Origin of the sequence: uncultured Chitinibacter sp. (genome assembly GCF_945957625.1) — a bacterium.
In the GTDB taxonomy this organism is placed as follows: Bacteria; Pseudomonadota; Gammaproteobacteria; order Burkholderiales; family Chitinibacteraceae; genus Chitinibacter; species Chitinibacter tainanensis.
Map to the genome: position 1 here is coordinate 45,299 of NZ_CAMFLP010000010.1, position 19,754 is coordinate 65,052.

The 19,754-nt window shown below is 56.3% G+C and carries 17 protein-coding genes; 9 read left to right on the top strand and 8 right to left on the bottom strand.

What is annotated here, in order from left to right; translation table 11 throughout:
* Positions 1–15 precede the first annotated feature (15 nt).
* The 4 genes from QV747_RS11880 (at position 16) to QV747_RS11895 (ending at position 5,113) form a co-directional block, all read left to right on the top strand.
* Positions 16–600 carry a hypothetical protein gene (locus tag QV747_RS11880; protein ID WP_028450314.1) on the top strand — a complete coding sequence of 195 codons (585 nt, stop codon included), beginning with the start codon at positions 16–18 and terminating at the stop codon, positions 598–600.
* An 82-nt stretch (positions 601–682) separates the two neighbouring features.
* Positions 683–1,063, top strand: a complete 381-nt coding sequence (gene panD, locus QV747_RS11885) for an aspartate 1-decarboxylase (RefSeq protein WP_028450315.1) — start codon at positions 683–685, stop codon at positions 1,061–1,063.
* Between the two features lie 272 nt (positions 1,064–1,335).
* Positions 1,336–3,054: a DUF3472 domain-containing protein gene (locus QV747_RS11890; RefSeq protein ID WP_273431285.1), complete on the top strand. Its 1,719-nt coding sequence runs from the start codon at positions 1,336–1,338 to the stop codon at positions 3,052–3,054.
* Positions 3,055–3,151: 97 nt separating this feature from the next.
* A complete protein-coding gene (locus QV747_RS11895; protein WP_273431283.1) occupies positions 3,152–5,113 on the top strand; it encodes a M60 family metallopeptidase in 1,962 nt (653 codons plus the stop codon).
* Positions 5,114–5,240: 127 nt separating this feature from the next.
* On the opposite strand, the gene QV747_RS11900 is transcribed toward QV747_RS11895, so the two are convergent.
* Complete coding sequence (locus QV747_RS11900; protein ID WP_052190854.1) at positions 5,241–5,939, bottom strand: ABC transporter substrate-binding protein; 699 nt, start codon at positions 5,937–5,939, stop codon at positions 5,241–5,243.
* A 360-nt stretch (positions 5,940–6,299) separates the two neighbouring features.
* On the opposite strand from QV747_RS11900, the gene QV747_RS11905 reads away from it, so the two are divergent.
* Positions 6,300–7,511: an EAL domain-containing protein gene (locus tag QV747_RS11905; protein ID WP_273431281.1), complete on the top strand. Its 1,212-nt coding sequence runs from the start codon at positions 6,300–6,302 to the stop codon at positions 7,509–7,511.
* A gap of 72 nt (positions 7,512–7,583) precedes the next feature.
* Here QV747_RS11905 and QV747_RS11910 read toward each other — a convergent pair whose 3' ends face one another.
* Both QV747_RS11910 and QV747_RS11915 read right to left on the bottom strand, forming a co-directional pair.
* Positions 7,584–8,474, bottom strand: a complete 891-nt coding sequence (locus QV747_RS11910) for a histone deacetylase (protein WP_273431279.1) — start codon at positions 8,472–8,474, stop codon at positions 7,584–7,586.
* A gap of 95 nt (positions 8,475–8,569) precedes the next feature.
* Entirely contained in the window at positions 8,570–8,896 is a 327-nt protein-coding gene (locus QV747_RS11915; protein WP_273431277.1) for a YkgJ family cysteine cluster protein, read from the bottom strand.
* A gap of 270 nt (positions 8,897–9,166) precedes the next feature.
* Here QV747_RS11915 and QV747_RS11920 point away from each other — a divergent pair, with 270 nt between their 5' ends.
* On the top strand, positions 9,167–10,795 hold the full coding sequence (locus tag QV747_RS11920; protein ID WP_273431276.1) for a methyl-accepting chemotaxis protein: 1,629 nt from the start codon (positions 9,167–9,169) through the stop codon (positions 10,793–10,795).
* 1,681 nt (positions 10,796–12,476) lie between these two features.
* Here QV747_RS11920 and QV747_RS11925 read toward each other — a convergent pair.
* The 5 genes from QV747_RS11925 to gatC form a co-directional block, all read right to left on the bottom strand.
* Positions 12,477–12,770, bottom strand: coding sequence for an STAS-like domain-containing protein (locus QV747_RS11925; protein ID WP_273431274.1), 294 nt, complete (start codon positions 12,768–12,770; stop codon positions 12,477–12,479).
* Positions 12,764–13,639, bottom strand: a complete 876-nt coding sequence (locus QV747_RS11930) for an ATP-binding protein (RefSeq protein WP_273431272.1) — start codon at positions 13,637–13,639, stop codon at positions 12,764–12,766. The genes QV747_RS11925 and QV747_RS11930 overlap by 7 nt, the downstream gene beginning before the upstream one ends.
* An 83-nt stretch (positions 13,640–13,722) precedes the next feature.
* Positions 13,723–15,165, bottom strand: a complete 1,443-nt coding sequence (gatB, locus tag QV747_RS11935; RefSeq protein WP_273431270.1) for an Asp-tRNA(Asn)/Glu-tRNA(Gln) amidotransferase subunit GatB — start codon at positions 15,163–15,165, stop codon at positions 13,723–13,725.
* Between the two features lie 20 nt (positions 15,166–15,185).
* The gene (gatA, locus tag QV747_RS11940; protein WP_273431334.1) at positions 15,186–16,637 is read right to left on the bottom strand and encodes an Asp-tRNA(Asn)/Glu-tRNA(Gln) amidotransferase subunit GatA; all 1,452 of its coding nucleotides are present in this window, start codon (positions 16,635–16,637) and stop codon (positions 15,186–15,188) included.
* A 48-nt stretch (positions 16,638–16,685) separates the two neighbouring features.
* Positions 16,686–16,973, bottom strand: a complete 288-nt coding sequence (gatC, locus tag QV747_RS11945) for an Asp-tRNA(Asn)/Glu-tRNA(Gln) amidotransferase subunit GatC (RefSeq protein WP_273431268.1) — start codon at positions 16,971–16,973, stop codon at positions 16,686–16,688.
* Positions 16,974–17,206: 233 nt separating this feature from the next.
* Between gatC and QV747_RS11950 the strand changes: the two genes are divergently transcribed.
* The 3 genes from QV747_RS11950 to mreD all read left to right on the top strand — a co-directional run bounded on the left by QV747_RS11950 (position 17,207) and on the right by mreD (position 19,718).
* On the top strand, positions 17,207–18,253 hold the full coding sequence (locus QV747_RS11950) for a rod shape-determining protein (protein WP_028450322.1): 1,047 nt from the start codon (positions 17,207–17,209) through the stop codon (positions 18,251–18,253).
* Between the two features lie 70 nt (positions 18,254–18,323).
* Positions 18,324–19,208: a rod shape-determining protein MreC gene (gene mreC, locus QV747_RS11955; protein WP_273431265.1), complete on the top strand. Its 885-nt coding sequence runs from the start codon at positions 18,324–18,326 to the stop codon at positions 19,206–19,208.
* 3 nt (positions 19,209–19,211) lie between these two features.
* Complete coding sequence (mreD, locus tag QV747_RS11960) at positions 19,212–19,718, top strand: rod shape-determining protein MreD (protein WP_047391297.1); 507 nt, start codon at positions 19,212–19,214, stop codon at positions 19,716–19,718.
* The last annotated feature ends 36 nt before the right edge of the window (positions 19,719–19,754 follow it).

Here is a 19,754-nt window from a genome sequence, read left to right on the forward strand (position 1 = left end):
CATTTAGGAAGCCGCATGCAGCCCAACCGTCGTTTGTCCGATTTTCTGCCTTTGAAATTTGCCAATGGCCAGGAAGTACGGCAATTTTCCAAACCCTGCATCAGCTGCGGCCACATGCTGCATGCCAAACATATGCATGGCGTGGCCCGGCTGGTAGAAGACCATATCGCCATCGCCGCCACCGCGCGCTGCGAGCAGTGTGGCGCCGATTTTGGTGTCGCCTGCGTGATTAACAACCAGAAACAGGTCAAGCGCGTTATTTTGCCGCGCATCCTGTTTAACTGGTATTTGCGCAGCCTACCCACGCAGCCACGCGAAACCGCGCCCCAGGCCGAAGTACGTAACTGGCCCCTGCCCGAAGAGCGCGATGCACGCGAAGATGCGGCCGAAATCAGCCGCCAGCAAAGCTATCGCCCCAGCATCAGCGCGCAAGACATCGTGCGGGCCGAAGAAACGCTGGGCCGTTTTCAGGAAAAACCGATCCCGGCCTGGTTGCTCCTGGATGGCCGACGCTATGAATTTGACCGCATCGCGCCCGATGCCCGCACCAAGGACGGTGAATACTTACTAGACGGTTGCCTGATCTATCGTCCAGCCTGATTATTTACGCTTGGCTTTTTGGGGCAAAGTTTTATAATCGCGCCTATCTTTTTCGGCTCTGCGCCTCTGGCGGGAGAACACCATGCAACGCAATATGCTCAAATCGAAGCTGCATCGCGTCACCGCGACGCATGCTGAACTGCATTACGAAGGCTCATGCGCCATCGATGAAAATCTGCTTGAAGCGGCCAATATCCGCGAATACGAAGCGATCGACATCTGGAACATCAATAATGGTGCGCGTTTCTCTACTTACGCGATCAAAGGCCAGCGCGGCTCAGGCATTATTTCGGTGAACGGCTCTGCCGCCCGCCACGCGCAAGTGGGCGATCTGCTCATCATCGCTACCTTTGCCGATTACAGCGAAGAAGAGCTGGCCAATCACAAGCCTTCGCTGGTGTATGTGGATAGCAATAACCGCATTACCCACAGCAGCAACGCCATCCCGACCCAAGCCGGCTGAGCACCTGCCGCCATTCGTCGGACAACCCGCTTTCGAGCGGGTTTTTTATTGCTTTCAAAACAAGAAATAACCAATTAAATCAATCCACTAATAACAGCAACCAACCCCATTTTCTGACCAAGCCAGCCCCAGCGGTGATGCAGATTACAAGCTGCCCTTCAGGACCATCATCGAATCCTGATATTTCTGCTAAATTCCTCCGGCATCATGACGAACGCATCGATTTAGCCGATGTGCGCAAATATAAAAAAATAGCTCTGGAGGAGCATCTTATGCGTTTGACCGCTTTGGGTCTGATCGCTATCGCCATCAGCCCGGCCGCGCTGGCCGTGAGTGAATGGAATAGCAACACCATCTACGCCACCCCGGGTACTCAGGTAAGCTATCAGGGGCAGCTGTATCAAAATAACTGGTGGACCAAGGGAGAAACACCCGGGCAAACCGGGCCGTGGGGCGTCTGGAGCAAGGTTGGTAGTAATAGTCCAGCACCGACGGTAGCCCCTACATTTACACCCACCCCTAAACCCGTCACCACCGCCACTCCGGCCCCAACGAGCAGCAGCATGCCAAATAGCGTGCAGCCCTGGGATGCCAATGCCATTTATGCGCAAGCTGGGCAGGTTGTGAGCTATCAGGGTCAGGTGTATCGCAATCAATGGTGGACCCGCGGCGACAATCCAGCCCAGAGCAGCGTATGGCGACTGATCGGCGCGGCCGCAACCCCGAGCAGCACGCCGCTAGTAAGCGCAACCCCTCGCCCTACCCTCGCGCCAACGCCGCTAGCCACGCTAGCCCCAAGTGCCAGCCCGAAACCAAGCCCAACGGCAACGCCAGTGGCAAGCGCCACACCTGCGCCGACTGCTGCACCAGTTCCTACCGTCAGCCCAAGCCCTGTTGCGAATAGCTGTGCCGCCACGGCAATAACCGCACTCACCCCAAGCGCCGGCGTGGCGCGGATCGGCTCGGTGTATTCCAGCACTTTATACGACCCCAGCAACGAAACCAGTGGCAACGATACCCATCGCCCACAAGTGATTAAGGTTCAGGTGAGTAATGCGGGCAAGCCTGTAGCGGGCTGCGCGGTGAGCTGGACCCCTGTAAACGGCAATGACAGCGGCTGGGTTTTCCCACTGGCAGCAAAAACCGATAGCAATGGCCAAATCAGTGCCTGGTGGACCGCCGGTAAAGCCAGCAGTCAGCAGGTACGGGCCAGCATTACCCTGGCCGATGGTAGCCGCCGCGAGGCCGAAATCACGGGACAGGCGTTTGCCCACAGCACCCGAGCCAACTCGATCCACCTCAACTGGTCTTCCCCGCTGTGGAATGGCTTTAAAGTGGATGTCACCCCGGTGAGCTGGGCGCCGACGACTTACTATTCGGCAATCAATTTCCCCGGTGGTTATACCGGCATTCAAACCTCCCAGTTGCTGTTCTCACTCTGGGATGTAAATGGCGTGAGCCCGGTGGTGATTGATAAAGGGATGGCGACCTGCTCGAATTTTGGTGGCGAAGGTACAGGCATCAAGTGTTATGCCCCGTACACGCCGCAAGCCAATGTCACTTATCGATTCGAGCTGGAAGTCGCAGCAACCAGCGATGGCAAAACCGATTACACGCTGTACTTCACTGATCTGAGCAATGGACAGCGTAAGAAATTTGCCACCATGCGCTATCAGGCCAAAGTCTCACCGTACGGTACCTCGGCCTTTGTGGAGGATTGGTATGAAGAAAAAGCCTCGTGCCTCGCCAACACCCGCCGTGCCGCATATTTCAGCAATGTGCAATATCGCAACCCCAGCACTGGCGCTTGGAGCGAAATTCGCAAAGCGACCGGCGATGCGGTTTACAACGAGTGGCACAACGAAATCTGCGCGAACTACAGCTTTAGCGCTGAGGGTGGCCGCTTCCTGATGGGTACTGGCGGCGAAGTCGTTGGCCAGCCACTCAATCTGCCCAACGGCCCAAGTGTGATCAATCTATCGCTAGACTAATCATATGTATTGCCCGCTAAGCAAAAATTTACAATGCCTAGCAGGCAATACCCCATACCAGTACTCAATATCTGGCATTGACCGAACAGGATACACCATGCAATTGCTACCTCAATACGGCCTCATCGCCGCCATTGCTCTCCACGTCGTGACTGCGGATGCAGCCAGCGAATGGAATAGCAGTACCACCTACGCCGAAGCAGGTCAGGTGGTAAGTTATCAGGGCCAACGTTACACCAACGGCTGGTGGACCAAAGGGGACAACCCGGCCACAAGCGGCGCGTGGGGCGTCTGGCGTAAAGTCAACGCCGCAGCGGCAACTCCGACAGCGACGCCCAATAGCACTTTTCCGCCCGCGGCCACTCCCACCACGACACAGCCCAGCGTAACGGCTACCCCGAACGCGACCACCGCCCCCAGCACGGTGAAAGCCTGGGATGCCAACACCACCTACGCCAACAAAGGCCAGCTGGTGAGCTATCAGGGCCAGGTGTATCGCAATGAATGGTGGACCAAGGGTGATAATCCAGCGCAAGCGGGAGCTTATGGCGTTTGGCGCCTCGTCGGCCCAGCCCAGCCGACCAATGCGCCAAGCAGTACCCCTGTCATCACACCCAGCGCAACCCCCACTGTTAAACCAAGCGCAACTCCGATCGCAACACCGACGGTCGTACCCACGGTGAAGCCAACGCTGGCACCAACGGCCACGCCAACAGTTAAACCTACCGTAGCCCCAACCGCGACGCCAACAGCCACCCCGACTGCCGCGCCAACTGCAACCCCGAAACCAAGCCCAACGCCGGTCAGCGGTCTGATTCCAGCTCGCAGCCTCACGCTTGAGCAGCCGGGCGATATTGGTAGCCTGCGTGCCGCGCAGCTACGCAGCTTTAATCACACCCCCTTCCAATCAACCGGCTATTGGGTGCAGCCCGGTGATGTTCTGGTGGTGAATTATGTCTACAGCGGTAGCGCGCCGAATAAACAGCCGGAAATCTGGCTGCACAATATCGATGACGACACCTGGAATTACGACACCGCCCAGAAGATCAAACTGAATGTGGGTAGCAACACCATCGTGTCTAAAGTCAAAGCCGCCGTGTACGTGGCAGCCTTTAATACCCCGACCAATGGCGAGCTAAAGGTTGAGCTGGTCTCGGGCGGGCGCGTGATGCCGCGCTTTGTCTTGGGCCAGCACAATGCCGAACAATGGCAGCAAATGCTGCTGCAATACGGCGATGCGCCGTATGCCGAGCTGGTCAGCCGCCGCATGATGCTTACCGCCAGCATGGGCAAAATCTTGCGTCATGTGGATGACCCCGTGGCCCTGATGACGCTGTGGGATGAGATCGTACGGCTGGAAGACGAGCAATACGGTATCAAACCCGGCCAAGCCTGGCCGCACAATCCAACGCCGCATCGCTTCCACTTTGTCGAGCTGGCCCCCTACGATGGCTGGATGTATTCATGGCAATACCGGATGGCCACCGCCAGCGATGATGGCGCGATTGGCACCGTGCTCAATAGCAAAAAGCTGAAAACCGATGGCTGGGGCCCATGGCATGAGCTGGGCCACCAATATCAGATGAGCACCTTTACTTGGGCCGACCAGACCGAAGTGACTGTAAATCTGTCTTCGGCCTATGTGCAGCGCGGCCTGGGCCAGCTATCGCGCTATGAAACCCAAGGCACCTGGACCAAAACCTTTGCCTACCTGAATCAAGCCACGCGCGATTTTGCTACGCAGAGCGATCTGTTTGTGCGCGCCACCATGTTCTGGCAGCTGGATCTGGCCTTTGGGCGTGATTTTTACGCCAAGCTGGGCACCAACTACCGTAATATGCCCGCTGCGCAACGCCCAAGCGGTGATGAAGCCGAGAAACAAACCTTTATCATCGAAACCAGCCGCGTCGCGGGCTACGACCTCACGCCGTTCTTTACCCAGTGGGGCATTGCGGTCAGTGCCGACACGCAAACCAAACTGCGCGGCATGGCCCTCAAAACCCTGACCGACCCGATCTGGCTGAATCGCGATAGCAAAGTGCTGTATCAGCCACGCTAAGTTACACCACCCTTGCCCAATAGCAACAGCCACCCTGCGGGGTGGCTGTTTTTTTATCGAAACCCAAAATACCCAACCCATGTATCAAGCCACAAGGATTGATACATAAATCCTGCAAGCCCATACCCTATTGCGCAGGCTTATTCCCCAAGCGCTGGAGGCCAGTATTAAATTGCTGCAGCAAGGCCGCCCCACCCGGCGCGGCTTTGGGCACAATCAGATGCAGTGTTTGCACACTCATCACCTCACCCAGCGGAATAATATTGCCGGTAGCCGGCAGCTGCCCCAAGAGCTGCAAGCCCTGCGCATGATCGGTCACCGTAAAATCGCTGTAGTTCAGGGCAATCAGCCGCATACAGGCGGCCATATCATTCGGGCGGTGATAATACAGCTCGCCCCGTTTGATCAGTGCCTCAATCGCCGGCAGCACGGCCCAACCCAATGGCTGGCAATAGCGTTTGCCCCGCAAAGTAGCCGGCTGGCTACCATTCAAGTTTTCACCCAGCCGGCCAAAGACAAAAAGCCGCAGTTCAAACAGAGGTTGCGAATATAAAAATTCGGCTTCGCGCTCGGGCGTGCGGATATAAGGGAAGGTCGCGGCAAACTCCCCTTGCAGCGTGGCTTTATAGCCATTGGCCCACGGGCGCCAAAATAATTCGCTATCCACCCCCGCAGCCGCAAATGCCCGTTGCACCCGCACCGTCGCCAGCCCGCCATCAGGCAGCTTGCTATCGGTAAATGGCGGATAATCGCTGCCGGTTACCAGCTTCACCGGCTCGGCCCCCACCATGGCGCTGCACAACAGCAAAACCCCCAACCACTTCATGCTCACCCCCACGGCACTTTGCATGCTGCAAACTAGGCAGACCTAGCCCGCAGCACCGCCGCAAAGGGGATAACCGGTCATTTTGCGCTGACAGATGTAAGATTTGGCCGGCAAAATGCGCTTTATTTCACCATTCAAACACGATTATTTCTTTAAAAGTCAGATTTTAATCATGGGTATATCAAGCCAGGCATTTAATTATTTAGCCTGCAGATAGTTACCCCTACCCAGTATTAACAGCGCACTAGCCTTACATCCACCGCACGGCGGCCGCTTGCTTGCTGCGCCTGCACAAATCGGCGGCACGACGCTGGGCGGGCTTTGCTATAACGGGATAACCCTGTCTTGAGCCCCGTGATCATGAGCGACCCCAAACGCCAACCCGACATTCACGTGATGCTGGTGGATGATTCAGCCGTGCAGCTGCAATACGCCGCCAGCCTGTGCGCCGAAATGCGCTGGACAGTGAGCGAAACGGCAGATGACGGCATGAATGCGCTGCTTAAGCTCAAAAGCGGCCTGCAAATTGATCTGATCTTGCTCGATCTGGAAATGCCCGGCATCAACGGCGTGGGGCTCTTGCAAGAGCTGGGGCGGGCGCAGATTGATATTCCGATTGTGATCTTAAGCTCGCGCGAGCCGGCGCTGCTGGAATCCGTGGCCAATATGGGCCGCCAAGCCGGGCTGAGTATCCTGACCGCCTTGCAAAAGCCGCTGCGGCTAGAGATGCTGCAAAATCTTCTGCTGCAACGCGCACCGCGGCAAAACCTGGCCAGCAGCCAGTTCAGCGCGGCCGAAATTCAAACCGGCATCAATGACAATCAATTTGTGATCCGCTACTGGCCGCGCTTTGATCCGGCACGGCAAACCGTGCGCGCACTACTGGCCCAGTTGGTGTGGCTCCACCCCGAACATGGCCCCTTGCTGCAAAACCAGTACGCGCCGCAAGGCTGCCAGGAGCGGGCGTTTTTACAGCTTTATGATCATCACTTGAAAAACATTTGCACCCAGCTCAGCACCTGGGCGCAGCAAGGCTTGCCATTTTCGGCCCGGCTGCAAATCCCGCTAGCACTGCTCAGCAGCCCTTTGCAGGCGCGCACGCTGATCAATCGCCTGCAAGATTACGCCCTAGAGCCGGAAAGCCTGGGGCTGGATATCAATCTGCATGAGCTAGATGAAGAACATGCCGGCACTATGGCGGCGCTGAATCTGCTGCGCCTGCAAAATCTACCCGTCGGCATCCAAACCGCGCAGCTGCATTTGCAATGGGTCAAGCTCATTGGCCGATTGCCCGCCAATGAAATCAATCTCGCCGCCGGCGTGCTCAACCAGCTCACGCAAGACCCATTGGCCAAAACCCTGCTCGAACACAATATCTTGCTCGCCCACAGCCTGGGGCTGCAGCTCAATCTCAGCGGGTTTAACGAGGCAAAATTCTGGCCAGTCACCCAACAACTGGGCGTAGATGGGGTGGATGGCCCGCTGATTAATCCGGGGCTCAGCGCCGAAGAGCTGCTACCTTGGCTGCGCCAGCAACAAGGCAAGCCCAACTTTACCCGCGTGATCCACTAGCGCGTAAGTACACATACCCCGCCGGGTATCATCTGAAAACCCAATAGCTGCAATACCTAGCAAAACATACCATCAAGCAAAGCGCACCCATGCCAGCTGCACCGTCGTGGCTTGAATCGCCACCGTATCGCTAATTGGCTGCGCATAGCCGCCCCCCATGGTGATCGCCACCGGCAGGGCAAAGCGCCGGCACGCATCCAGCACCAACATATCGCGGGCGCGCAAGCCAGCCGGGGTGAGCGCCAACTTACCCAAGCGATCGCCCGCATAAGCATCGGCCCCCGCCAGATAGATCACCAGATCGGCTTGCGCTTGCGCGAGTAACACCGGCAAGGCGCCGGCCAGCTCGGCCAGATAGCGCGCATCGTCGCAACCATCTGCCAGCTCGATATCCCAATCGCTTTGCTGCTTGGCAAAGGGGAAATTATTCGCGCCATGCATGGAAAAGGTAAACAGGCTTGGCGTATCAGCCAGCATCTGCGCCGTGCCGTTGCCCTGATGCACATCCAGATCAATCACCAGCGCGCGCTGCACTGCGCCTTCCGCCTGCAAGACTCGCAGTGCCACCGCGCTATCATTAAACACGCAAAAGCCGCTGCCATGATCGGCAAACGCATGGTGCGTGCCGCCCGCCAAACTCACGCCACAGCCCTCAGCGAGCGCAGCCCGACAGGCCGCCAACGTAGCGCCGGTGGAAGCGCGCGAGCGCAGCAGTAATTCGGCCGACCACGGCAGGCCGATCACTCTTTGCTCGGCCGCGCTTAGCGCCCCATTATGCAGCTTGGCCAGATATTCGGGCGTATGCGCGGCCAAGAGCTCAGCATCGCTCGCCAGGGGGGTATCTTGGATCAGGTCAGCCGCGAACTGGGCTACAGCCCGATACAGCATGGGGTATTTCTCCGCCGGAAAGCGATGCCCAGGCGGGAGCGGCAAGGGGTACTGATCGGAACGATAGATTTTCATGCCGCTATTGTTTCACAGCCGGCGGCGCTCTGCAGCTGCCCGCCGGCCGGCGCAAGGCCGTGCAGGCTGGCGGCTTGGCGGCTGGCCTTGTCCAGCTAGCCCAGTTGTGCCGCGGTCAGCGCCGGCAAGCCATGATGGGCGCGGGCTTTGTGGCAATGTTCATCGCCCGGCTGCACTTCCCGGCAAGTGCTCGAGCGCAGCGGATAAATCTGGCAGCCCACCGCTTGGCCCACGGTGCCGCTCAGTTGTTGGCAATGCGGCTGCGGCTGATTGGTGCCGCGCATGGCTACGTGAAAAGGGCTAATCGGTTCTACCAGATCAGCCGGCACGGTGCCACCGGGCACCTGATCGGTTTCCCCAAAATAAAACGACACCCGAAAAGTGGCGCAACAGGCACCACATTGCTGACACACATCACTCATAAGCTGCCAAGCACCGCTAAACCAAGGCCGCGATTGTAAAAAAAACTCTGCGCGCCGTCAGTAGCCGCGAAGCGACCACCAAGGCAAATGCAGCGAGCCACCGCGCCACATCTGCGCTATACCGGCGAAAGAGCGGTGAAACCTGACCTTTCGTCGCCAGACTTTCACTTTGTTGTAGCAATCACACCCTTGCCGACAGCCCTGATTAACCAAACGATCAGCAATCGGTTATGGTGAGAGCTATTAGTCCTTGTTGGTAGGTAATTTGCCATGACAACCCTGAAAGCCAAGATCCGCTTGGTGCTGATTTTGCTGACCTCGCTGGCCGTGGTCACGTTCTGTATTTTCAGCTATTTCGAAACCCGCACCGTGGCCATTGAAGCCATTGATGGCAAGCTCAGCGCCGCCGCCAATGGCTACCGCTTTATCGTGCCGGAAACGCTGCACAGCCAGCTCACGCCGCGCGATAGCGCCGATCTGAAGCAGGTACGCGCCATTAGCGTGCAGCTCACCCGCTTTGCCGAATCGCTGGGTCTGCCTTATGTCTACAGCTTTGTCATGAAAGACGGCAAGCCGCATTACGTGCTCTCATCACTCTCGCCCGAAGAAGAGCGCGACCCCAATGCCGAGCAATACCTGAAAGTGTATGAAAACCCGAATGCCGAATTGCTCACCGCCCTGAATGAAGGCCGCCCCACCTGGACCGAATACAGCAGCAGCTACGGTGAATTCCGCTCGATCTATCTGCCTTTCCGCACCGCCAATGGCACCACCATCGTGGCTGTAGCCGATGCTGATTTGGGCGTTGTTCACAAAACTCTGCGCACGCTACTGATTAAAGAAGCCGGCGCGGGCCTGATCCTGATCTTGATCGCGGCGGCGGTCTCGTTCTGGCTGGGTAATCTGGTTACCCGCCCACTGGAGCGCCTGCTGACCGCCATGCGCCAGCTCAATAGCGGTGAAGCCGATCTCACCGTGCGGCTGGATGATCGCCAGCAAGACGAAACCGGCCGCATTGCCGGCGCCTTTAATCAGTTTATTGGCGAGCTGCACAAACTGATCAGCACCGTGCAAACCGAAACCAATCGCCTGAATCAAGGCGTGCAGGATATTGAAAAAGTCGTTGATCAGCTGGCCCGCGAATCGCGCTCGCAATCCGATCTGGTCTCAGAAACCGCCGCCACCATCGAGGAAGTCACCGTCAGCATTGCCCACATTGCCGATAGCACCAGCCAAGTGGAACGCTCGGTGAGCCATGCCGACGAAGGCGCCCGTAATAGCGCCCAAGCCATGAGCACCATGCGCCAGCGCACCGACTCGATGGAAACCACGCTGCACGCGCTGGCCGAATCGATTAGCCGGCTGGATCACGAATCCAAACAGATCAACAACATCACCAATGTGATTAAAGACATCGCCAACCAGACCAATCTGCTGGCGCTGAACGCCGCCATCGAAGCGGCCCGCGCTGGCGAGCAAGGCCGCGGCTTTGCCGTGGTAGCCGACGAAGTGCGCAGCCTGGCCGAGCGCACTGCGCAAGCCACAGTCGAAATCGAAAGCCTCTTGGGCACCATCTGCAGCGAAACCGCCCAAGCCGTCGAGCGCACCACCGCCACCGCCGCCGGCGCAGAAGCCGGCCGCCAGACTGTGGCCGATGTGGGCGACCGCATCGTAGCCATGCAGCAAGAAATGCAGGGCGTACTCACCCAAATCAACGAAATCTCGGCCGCCACCCGCGAGCAATCGTTGGCCACCGAGCAAATCGCCCAAGTCTCCGAGCGCATCAGCCAGCAGGTCAATACCACTGACCAAGCACTGCAACAAACCCGGCACACGCTGGCCGGCATCAACCAGATGGCCGGCTCGCTGCATGGCGTGGTACGGCGCTTTAAGCTGTAAAGCCAGCTAGCCCGCAATAAAAAAAACCGCCCTGTTGGGCGGTTTTTTTTATTGCACTGATGGTTTAATGCCGGTTGCAAACCTGCGGCTTCGCCCGCCTGATGAGGCAACCAAGACAAGGGTATATTCACCAAACCAAATCCCCGCAATGCCTTTAGCACAATACTGCCACCAGTATTTACCGCACTGGTGAAATTGGGGCTTGATTTCCCGTGTAGCGAAAACCGCAGCAAGGAGAGAGGCAAACGGCTTTATCGTTTGGCTCACGACGCAGCAAGGGCAGCGCGGAGCGCTTTGAGCCCGGGTCGCCTTCTCTTGCTTACTTCTCTTTGCGAAGCAAGAGAAGTAAGTGCCGCGGCGCATAGCCGCCAATGCCGGTTGATTGAATTTTGCGGGCAGTAAAAATCTGTAATTTTGGATTCACGATGGCATGGCCTGCTGCCGCAGGCGGTAAACCGGCGGTTTCGCCCGCCGGACGAGCAAGGGGCAGTCTTGCCTTGCCCCTTGCAACCCTAACGCGCCCGATCACCGCGAAACCCCGTCCGTCCAGCGCTTGGCAAGGCGCCGCAAAACTCGCTGCGCGCTAGCGTCGCGCAGCTCAAACAGGTTGCGGCTTAAAACCTTGCCAACCGCCTCCCGAACGGCGCGGCTCCACGGGCGACTCGTGGTAACAACCGCACAGGTATATTCACCAAACCAAATCCCAGCAATGCATTCAGCACAATACTGCCGCCAGTATTTACCGCGCTGGTGAAGCTGGGGCTTGGTTTCCCGTGTAGCGAAAACCGTAGCAAGGAGAGAGACAAACGGCTTTATCGTTTGGCTCACGACGCAGCAAGGGCAGCGCGGAGCGCTTTTCGCCTGGGCCGCCTTTGGGGTGAAGGGGTATTTGGCGAAGCAAATACCCCTTCCCGTCTGCGCGACGGTGACCAACGGAAATCCCCCTGCGGGAAACACGCATTGAAAACATCGCGCCAACGGCGCAGAAAACCAATTCGCTCATCGACATCGGCATAGCCTGCTGCCGCAGGCGGTAAACCGGCGGTTTCGCCCGCCGGACGAGCAAGGGGCAGTCTTGCCTTGCCCCTTGCAACCCTAACGCGCCCGATCACCGCGAAACCCCGTCCGTCCAGCGCTCGGCAAGGCGAGGCGGGAACTCGCGTTGCGCTAGCGTCGCAACGCTCAAACAGCCGCATCTTAAAACCTTGCCAACCGCCTCCCGAACGGCGCGGCTCAACGGGCATTTCGTACTAATTGGCGGCAGGTGTAGGGTCAGCTTTAGCCAACCCTACAGGTATTCACCCACAATCCAACAAAATCAATGCTTGCAGCCCAATACATACCATAGTATCCGCAATCGTTGCGCTGCGCGGATTCCCCTGTATCAAGCCGAGCGAGGAACGGGCGGGGCGGGGTTTCGGCGAGCACTGTTCGAAGGCCGCAGGCCAAGTCGCGCAGCCGCCGCCTCGATCCGTCCACAGCGAGGGCATCCCGCGTAGCGGGACGCAGATGCCGGGGTCGCCTTCTTTTGCTTCCTTTTCTTGGCGAAGCAAGAAAAGGAAGTGCCGCGGGGCATAGCCGCCAATGTCCGTTGATTGAATGTGGCAGGCAAAGAAAAACCGCCAAACATGGCGGTTTCATCATTCAGCATTCGCCCCACATAGCGCAGCAACCGAAGAGACTATAGATCATTACGTTTCGACTCAAAAACTAATCTTGACTTGATCATGCCATTTATTTGCTTTGTAGAATCAACAATGCTCAAATTTTCTTTAATCTTTTGAAACCCAAAATTCTCCAAAACTCTCACAAAACATCCATTTGCAAACGAGGAAGGTATTGCATCAATACCGAAAAAAGACAGCATTACTTGTTCATTTTCAGAAAAAGCCTTAATGATAATGTCACTAATTATCACACCATCTTCATAGGTATAAGCTTGATTTACAAAATCAAGAACACGCACACTCACCATTCGAACTCCTCATCATCCCCAAGTGTTCTATCAAACTTATCAGTACGCAAAGTTATCTCGAAAACAGTCCCAGTATAATATCCAGATCTTTCACTAAAATCAGAACATCCGTACTCACTACAAATAATGTGCGCATTACCAGAACGAATTGAAACCTCTCCGCCATTGTTGGTCACTGTTTGAGAAAGATAGAAAAGACCTACACCCCTATTTCTCACCGTCGTATTTGTTGTGAAACCTTCCTGCATCGCAAGAATAACCGCTTCACCATCTGTAAGTTCTGGACGAACTTTCTTAACATTCGATGGAATGCCTACTCCAAAATCAGAGAGCGTTATCACAACCTTCTTCAACTTTGGAAAAAACTGAACAAAAATACATCCGGCATCTTTGCCAGAGTGATCTCGAATATTATTAAACAATTCCCATAAGCATGTCCTTAGCTCAACAAGCGATTTTTTGGACGTATCCAAAGCCTTAGCTAGCCATGTAATGCAATGATTTTCTATCCATAAATGACTTTGAGGGTGATTAATCCATTTCAAAGGAAGAGTTGTAGCTCGAAGAGTCGCATTGCTAAATATTTTCTTTCCAACATAATGCTCAAAAAATAATGAGTCATCTAGAAACTTGATAGCGCCAGCATTTTTATTTGGTATATCAAACCGCTGAGCCACTCCCTTAGACAGCAGCCATTCAATCAAATTGCTAAATACTGTAACACCAGTCGGGCCAATAAACTCTAAAGATGAAAGATCGTATACAATTTCATCTGAAATTGGCGTAAGTGATTTATCTACTGTTTTCGAAAGCAAATCATCAATTGTTAGAATATTCATCCGCTTAGGAAGCTTTACTTTAAGAGCCATATCCTTCCACTAAATAGCCGATATACTTCAAAAAAGTACACATAAAAAGAAAAATGGAGATGTAAAAACATCTCCATTTGACCTTAACTTACCTTCTTCTTCAACAACTCCAACGCCATTCCTGGGTTGGCCTTACCGCCAGATCCTTTCATCACTTGCCCGACCAAGGCATTGAGTGCCTTCTCCTTCCCGCTGCGATATTCCTCAATCGCTTTCGGATTGGCCGCGAGTACCGCATCGACAATTGCTTCAATCGCGCCGGTGTCGGTTTCTTGTTTCAGGCCGTCGCGCTCGATAATCACATCGGCAGCATCACCGCTTTCCCACATTTTTTTCAAAACGTCTTTGGCGGTTTTGTTGTTGATGGTGTTATCCGAAATGCGCTTGATCAAGCCAGCCAAGGCGTCGCTTGAAACTGGGCAATCAGCAATCGTTTTCTCTTCGCGATTCAGCGTGGCAGAGATGTCACCCATGATCCAGTTGGCGGCGAGTTTCGCATCTGCGCCAGCGGCGACGGTGGCTTCAAAGAACGCGGCCAGCTCTTTGCTGGCGGTCAGCGTGCGGGCGTCGTAGGCAGATAGGCCATACTGCTCGGCGAAGCGCGCTTGCATCGCGACTGGCAACTCTGGCAATTCACGCTGTACGCGTTCCACCCATTCCTCGCTGATTACCAGTGGTGGTAGATCTGGATCGGGGAAGTAGCGGTAGTCGTGCGCGTCTTCTTTGCTGCGCATCATGCGGGTTTCGCCGCTGTCTGGGTCGAACAGAATCGTGGCTTGCTGGATTTTGCGACCCGATTCGATTTCGTCGATTTGCCATTGCACTTCGTACTTGATGGCCTGCTCGATGAATTTGAACGAGTTCAGGTTTTTGATCTCGCGGCGCGTGCCGAATTCGGCTTGGCCTTCTGGGCGCACCGATACGTTCACGTCGCAGCGGAAAGAGCCTTCCTGCATATTGCCGTCGCAAATGCCGATCCAAGTGACCAATGAATACAAGGCTTTGGCGTAGGCCACGGCTTCGGCGGCGGAGCGCATTTCTGGCTCGGATACGATTTCGAGCAGCGGCGTGCCAGCGCGATTCAGGTCGATACCCGAAGCGCCGTGGAAGTCTTCGTGTACCGATTTACCGGCATCTTCTTCCAGATGCGCACGGGTCAGGTTGATGACTTTCTCGTACGGATCGCCCTTGGCGGGCTGCACCTGAATGGTGAGCTGGCCGCCTTCCACCACTGGCAGCTCAAACTGGCTGATCTGATAGCCTTTGGGCAAATCAGGGTAGAAGTAATTTTTACGCGCGAAAATTGATTTGCGGTTTACTTTGGCGCCGATGGCCAAGCCAAACTGAATGGCTTTTTCGACCGCCGCACGGTTCATCACCGGCAGCGCGCCGGGTAGCGCGATATCAACCACCGCAGTTTGCGTGTTCGGCGCCGCGCCAAACGCAGTGCTGGCGGCGGAGAAAATTTTAGATTTGGTGGTGAGCTGGGTATGTACTTCCAGCCCAATAACGACTTCCCATTTCATCGTATACGTCCTTGTGCCGCTTACAGTTGCGGCGCTTTGGTATGCCAATCGGTCACTTGCTGATACTGATGCGCAATGCCCAGCATCTTGGCTTCGCTGAAGTAATTACCAATGATCTGCAAACCAATTGGCAGCCCATTGCTCGCCAGCCCCACTGGCACGCTCATGCCCGGCAGGCCGGCCAAGTTCACGCCCAGCGTGTAGATGTCTTCCAGATACACGGCGATTGGGTCGGCGTTTTTCTCGCCGATATTCCATGCCGTGGTTGGCGTTACTGGCCCCATGATCACGTCGCACTGGGCAAACGCGGCTTGGAAATCGTTGGCGATCAGGCGGCGGATTTTTTGCGCCTGCAGGTAATAGGCATCGTAATAGCCGTGACTGAGTACATAAGCGCCAGTGAGAATCCGGCGTTTTACCTCGGCGCCAAAACCTTCGGCGCGGGTTTGCTCGTACATTTCGTCCAAGCTGCCGGTTTTGGCGGTGCGGTGGCCGTAGCGAACGCCGTCAAAACGCGACAAGTTGCTGGACGCTTCGGCTGGCGCAATCACGTAATACGACGGGATCGCCAGCTTGGTGTTCGGCAGGCTGATGTCGACAATCGTCGCACCCAGCGCTTTGTATTGCTCAACCGCCGCATTGATCGCGGCAGCAATGTCGGCGTTCAAACCTTCGGCAAAATACTCCCGTGGCAGGCCGATTTTCAGGCCAGCCAGCGGGGTATTGAGCTCCCGGGTGTAATCTTCTTTGGCGTGCTCTAGGCTGGTGGAGTCGCGCTCATCAAAGCCCGCCATCACATTCAGCATCAGCGCGCAGTCTTCGGCGGTATGCGCCATCGGGCCGCCTTGATCCAGCGAGCTGGCGAACGCGACCATACCGTAACGACTAACAATGCCGTAGGTCGGCTTGATACCGGTAATGCCGCAGAACGCCGCCGGTTGGCGGATTGAGCCGCCGGTATCGGTGCCCGTGGCCACGGCGCTAAAGCCCGCTGCCACGGCCGCAGCCGAGCCGCCGGATGAGCCACCCGGTACGGTTTGGGTGTTCCATGGGTTTTTCACCGGGCCATAAAAGCTGTTTTCATTGGCCGAGCCCATGGCAAATTCATCCATATTGGCGCGGGCAATCACCACCATGCCGGCGGCGTCGCAGTTTTCGGCCACTTGCGATGAATACGGGGCGATAAAGTTATCCAGCATTTTGCTGCCACAGCTGGTTTTCCAGCCTTCGTGGCAGAAGATGTCTTTATGAATCAGCGGCACGCCGAGCAGCGGGCGGGTGTCGCCTGCGGCGCGGGCGGCGTCAGCAGCGGCAGCAGCGGCCAGCGCCTTATCGGCATCAATGGTGATCAGGGCATTGAGCGTGCCATTGTGGGCGGCAATGCGCGCCAGGCTCTCGGTAACCAGCGCCACCGAAGTCGTTTGTCCGCTGGCCAGCGCGTCGATCTGTTGTTTCAAAGTTTGCATGGCAATTGATGGCGGCACCACCTAGGGCGATGCGGCCAGACTCCTTGGAATGAATTACTCGATGACTTTTGGCACCAGATACAGGCCGTTTTCCACACTTGGGGCCACGGCCTGGAAGGCTTCGCGGCGATTGGCAGCGCGGGCTTCGTCGTCACGCAGGCGCAGCATCACGTCCTGGGCGTGGGCCATCGGCTCGATGCCGGTGGTGTCAATCGCGCGCATTTCTTCAATCAAAGTAAAGAGTTGATTCAGTTGGGTCTGGCTGGCAGCCACCTCATCGTCGCTGACCGCAATGCGGGCCAGCCGTGCAATGCGGCGTACATCGTCCTGTGACAAAGACATGGTCGTATTTACCCCGTAAAACCTTCAATAACGTCAACACAATAGGGTATCATATTGGGTTTGTTTCTCCCACCCGCGCTGCGGCGCGTCAAAACGGGGCAACAAAGCGGATTTGCTTGCGATGAAACCAATGCCGCAATGCCATATCCAAGCGCAGACATTCAGGGTATTGATCGGCAAAAGAGCGCCGGCCGGTGCCGCATTTACACCGATTCAGAGATGAGAGATTAGGAATGATTGGATTACTTTCCGGCTATTTCGCCAACGACATTGCCATTGACCTGGGCACGGCAAATACCCTGATCTATATGCAAGGCAAAGGCATTGTGCTGGACGAACCATCGGTCGTAGCCATTCAGCAAGAAGGCGGCCCATCAGGCAAGAAAACCATCCTCGCCGTGGGCGCGGAAGCCAAAAAAATGCTGGGCCGTACCCCAGGTAATATCACCGCCGTACGCCCGATGAAAGACGGTGTGATCGCCGACTTCACCATCACCGAGCAAATGCTTAAGCAGTTCATCAAGAAAGTGAACCCTAGCCGGATGTTCTCTTCGCCTCCGCGTATCGTGATTTGTGTACCTTGCGGCTCAACGCAAGTAGAACGCCGCGCGATTCGTGAGTCGGCCCTCGGCGCTGGCGCGCGCAAAGTCGAGCTGATCGAAGAGCCAATGGCGGCTGCGATTGGTGCCGGTTTGCCAGTAGAAGAAGCCACCGGCTCGATGGTGGTGGATATCGGTGGTGGTACCACCGAGGTGGGCGTGATTTCCTTGGGCGGTATTGTGTACGCCAGCAGCGTGCGCGTGGGCGGTGATAAATTTGATGAATCGATCATCAACTATATCCGCCGTAATTACGGCATGCTGATCGGCGAAACCACCGCCGAAGAAATCAAAAAACGCATCGGCTCGGCCTTCCCGGGCGCGGAAGTGCGCGAGATGGAAGTAAAAGGTCGTAACCTCGCCGAAGGGATTCCACGCTCGTTCACGATTTCTTCGAATGAAATCTTGGAAGCGCTGACCGATCCACTGAACCAGATCGTATCTGCCGTAAAACAGGCGCTGGAGCAAACCCCACCTGAGCTGGGCGCCGACATTGCCGAAAAAGGCATGGTGCTGACCGGTGGTGGCGCACTGCTGCGCGATCTGGATCGCCTGCTGATGGAAGAAACGGGCCTGCCGGTGATCGTGGCCGAAGATCCACTGACTTGCGTAGTTCGCGGCTCAGGCAAAGCGCTGGAGAAGCTGGACAAAGGCAACATCGGCATCTTCACCAACGATTAAGCACTGACATTAGGGTATACACTCAAAGGCCATACACTGTATGGCCTTTTGCCGTATACCCGGGGCAAACATGCAAGCCACTCAACCCACCTTTTTTAAGCAGGGCCCCAAACCGCTGACGCGCGTGCTGATTTTTTCCACGCTCTCGGTGGCTTTACTGGTTGGCGATGCTTATTACCAGATGCTTTCGCGCGTGCGCGAGCAGATTTCGGTTTTGCTCTACCCATTGCAATGGGTGGCTACTGCGCCGGTGAATGCGGCGCTGGAAGCCAGCAGCTTTTTGCAGCGGCAAACCGAGCTGATCGCAGAAAACCGGCAATTGAATGATGAGCGCTTGCTGGCCCAAGGCCAAGCCATGCGGCTGAAAGCGCTGGAAGCCGAAAACGCCCATCTGCGCGCACTCAAGCAAGCCAGCGAGCATCAACCACGGCAAAGTCAGCTTTCCAAAATCCTCTACAACGGTCGCGACCCATTTGGCGCGAAACTGGTAGTGGATCTGGGCGAGCGCGCCGGGGTGAAGGAAGGCCAGATTGCGCTGGATGCCAGCGGCGTGGTCGGCCAGGTGGTGCGGGTGCAGCCGATGACCAGTGAAGTGCGGCTGATTTCCGATCGCGGCCATATGGTGCCGGTAATGGTTGAGCGCAATCAGCTGCGCACAGTGGTGTATGGCTCGGGCCGGCAAAATCTGCTGGAAGTGCGCAATATGCCCCCCAACGCCGACATCAAGGCCGGCGATGTGCTGATTACCTCAGGTATTGATGGCATTTACCCGCCCGGGCTGCCGGTGGCCGTGGTGAGCAAAGTGGAGCGCACCGCCGGCTCGGCATTTGCGCGGATTCAGTGCAAACCACTGGCCGGGATTGATCAGCATCGCTTCTTGCTGCTGATGAATCCCCCCGCCACCTTACCGCCTTACCCCGAAACCAGCCCTACGCCCAAACCAAAGGGACACTAAGCCATGCCGATTAGTCGTCAGATGCTGCGCCCGGTGGGTGGCGGTTTTATTTTTATGTCGTTTATCTGCGCCATGCTGATTAATCTGCTGCCCTGGCAGGTGACTTCAGTCAATTTCGCGCCCGACTTTGTTGCCCTGCTGATTATCTACTGGACGCTGAATCAGCCACGCCGCTTTGGCATTGCCTGGGCATTTACGCTGGGGCTGCTGATGGATGTGGCCGATGGCAATTTGCTGGGGCAACATGCACTGGCCTATTCGATCATCGCTTACCTGACGCTCTCGCGGCAGCGGCAAATTGCGGTGTTTCCATTCTGGCAGCAAGCGCTGATCGCGCTGGCGTTGCTCTTGCTGGCCCAGTCGATCATGCTGCTGATTCACCTGCTGATGGGCGCACAATTTATCGGCTGGAGCTATTTTGCCGGTAGTTTGCTGGCGGCTTTTTTGTGGCCGCCGCTCTCGAATCTGATGATTATGTATCAGCGCAAGGACGTGCCGGACGAACTATGACGCACTGCCTGCTTAATGCTCACCACCGGAGTCTGC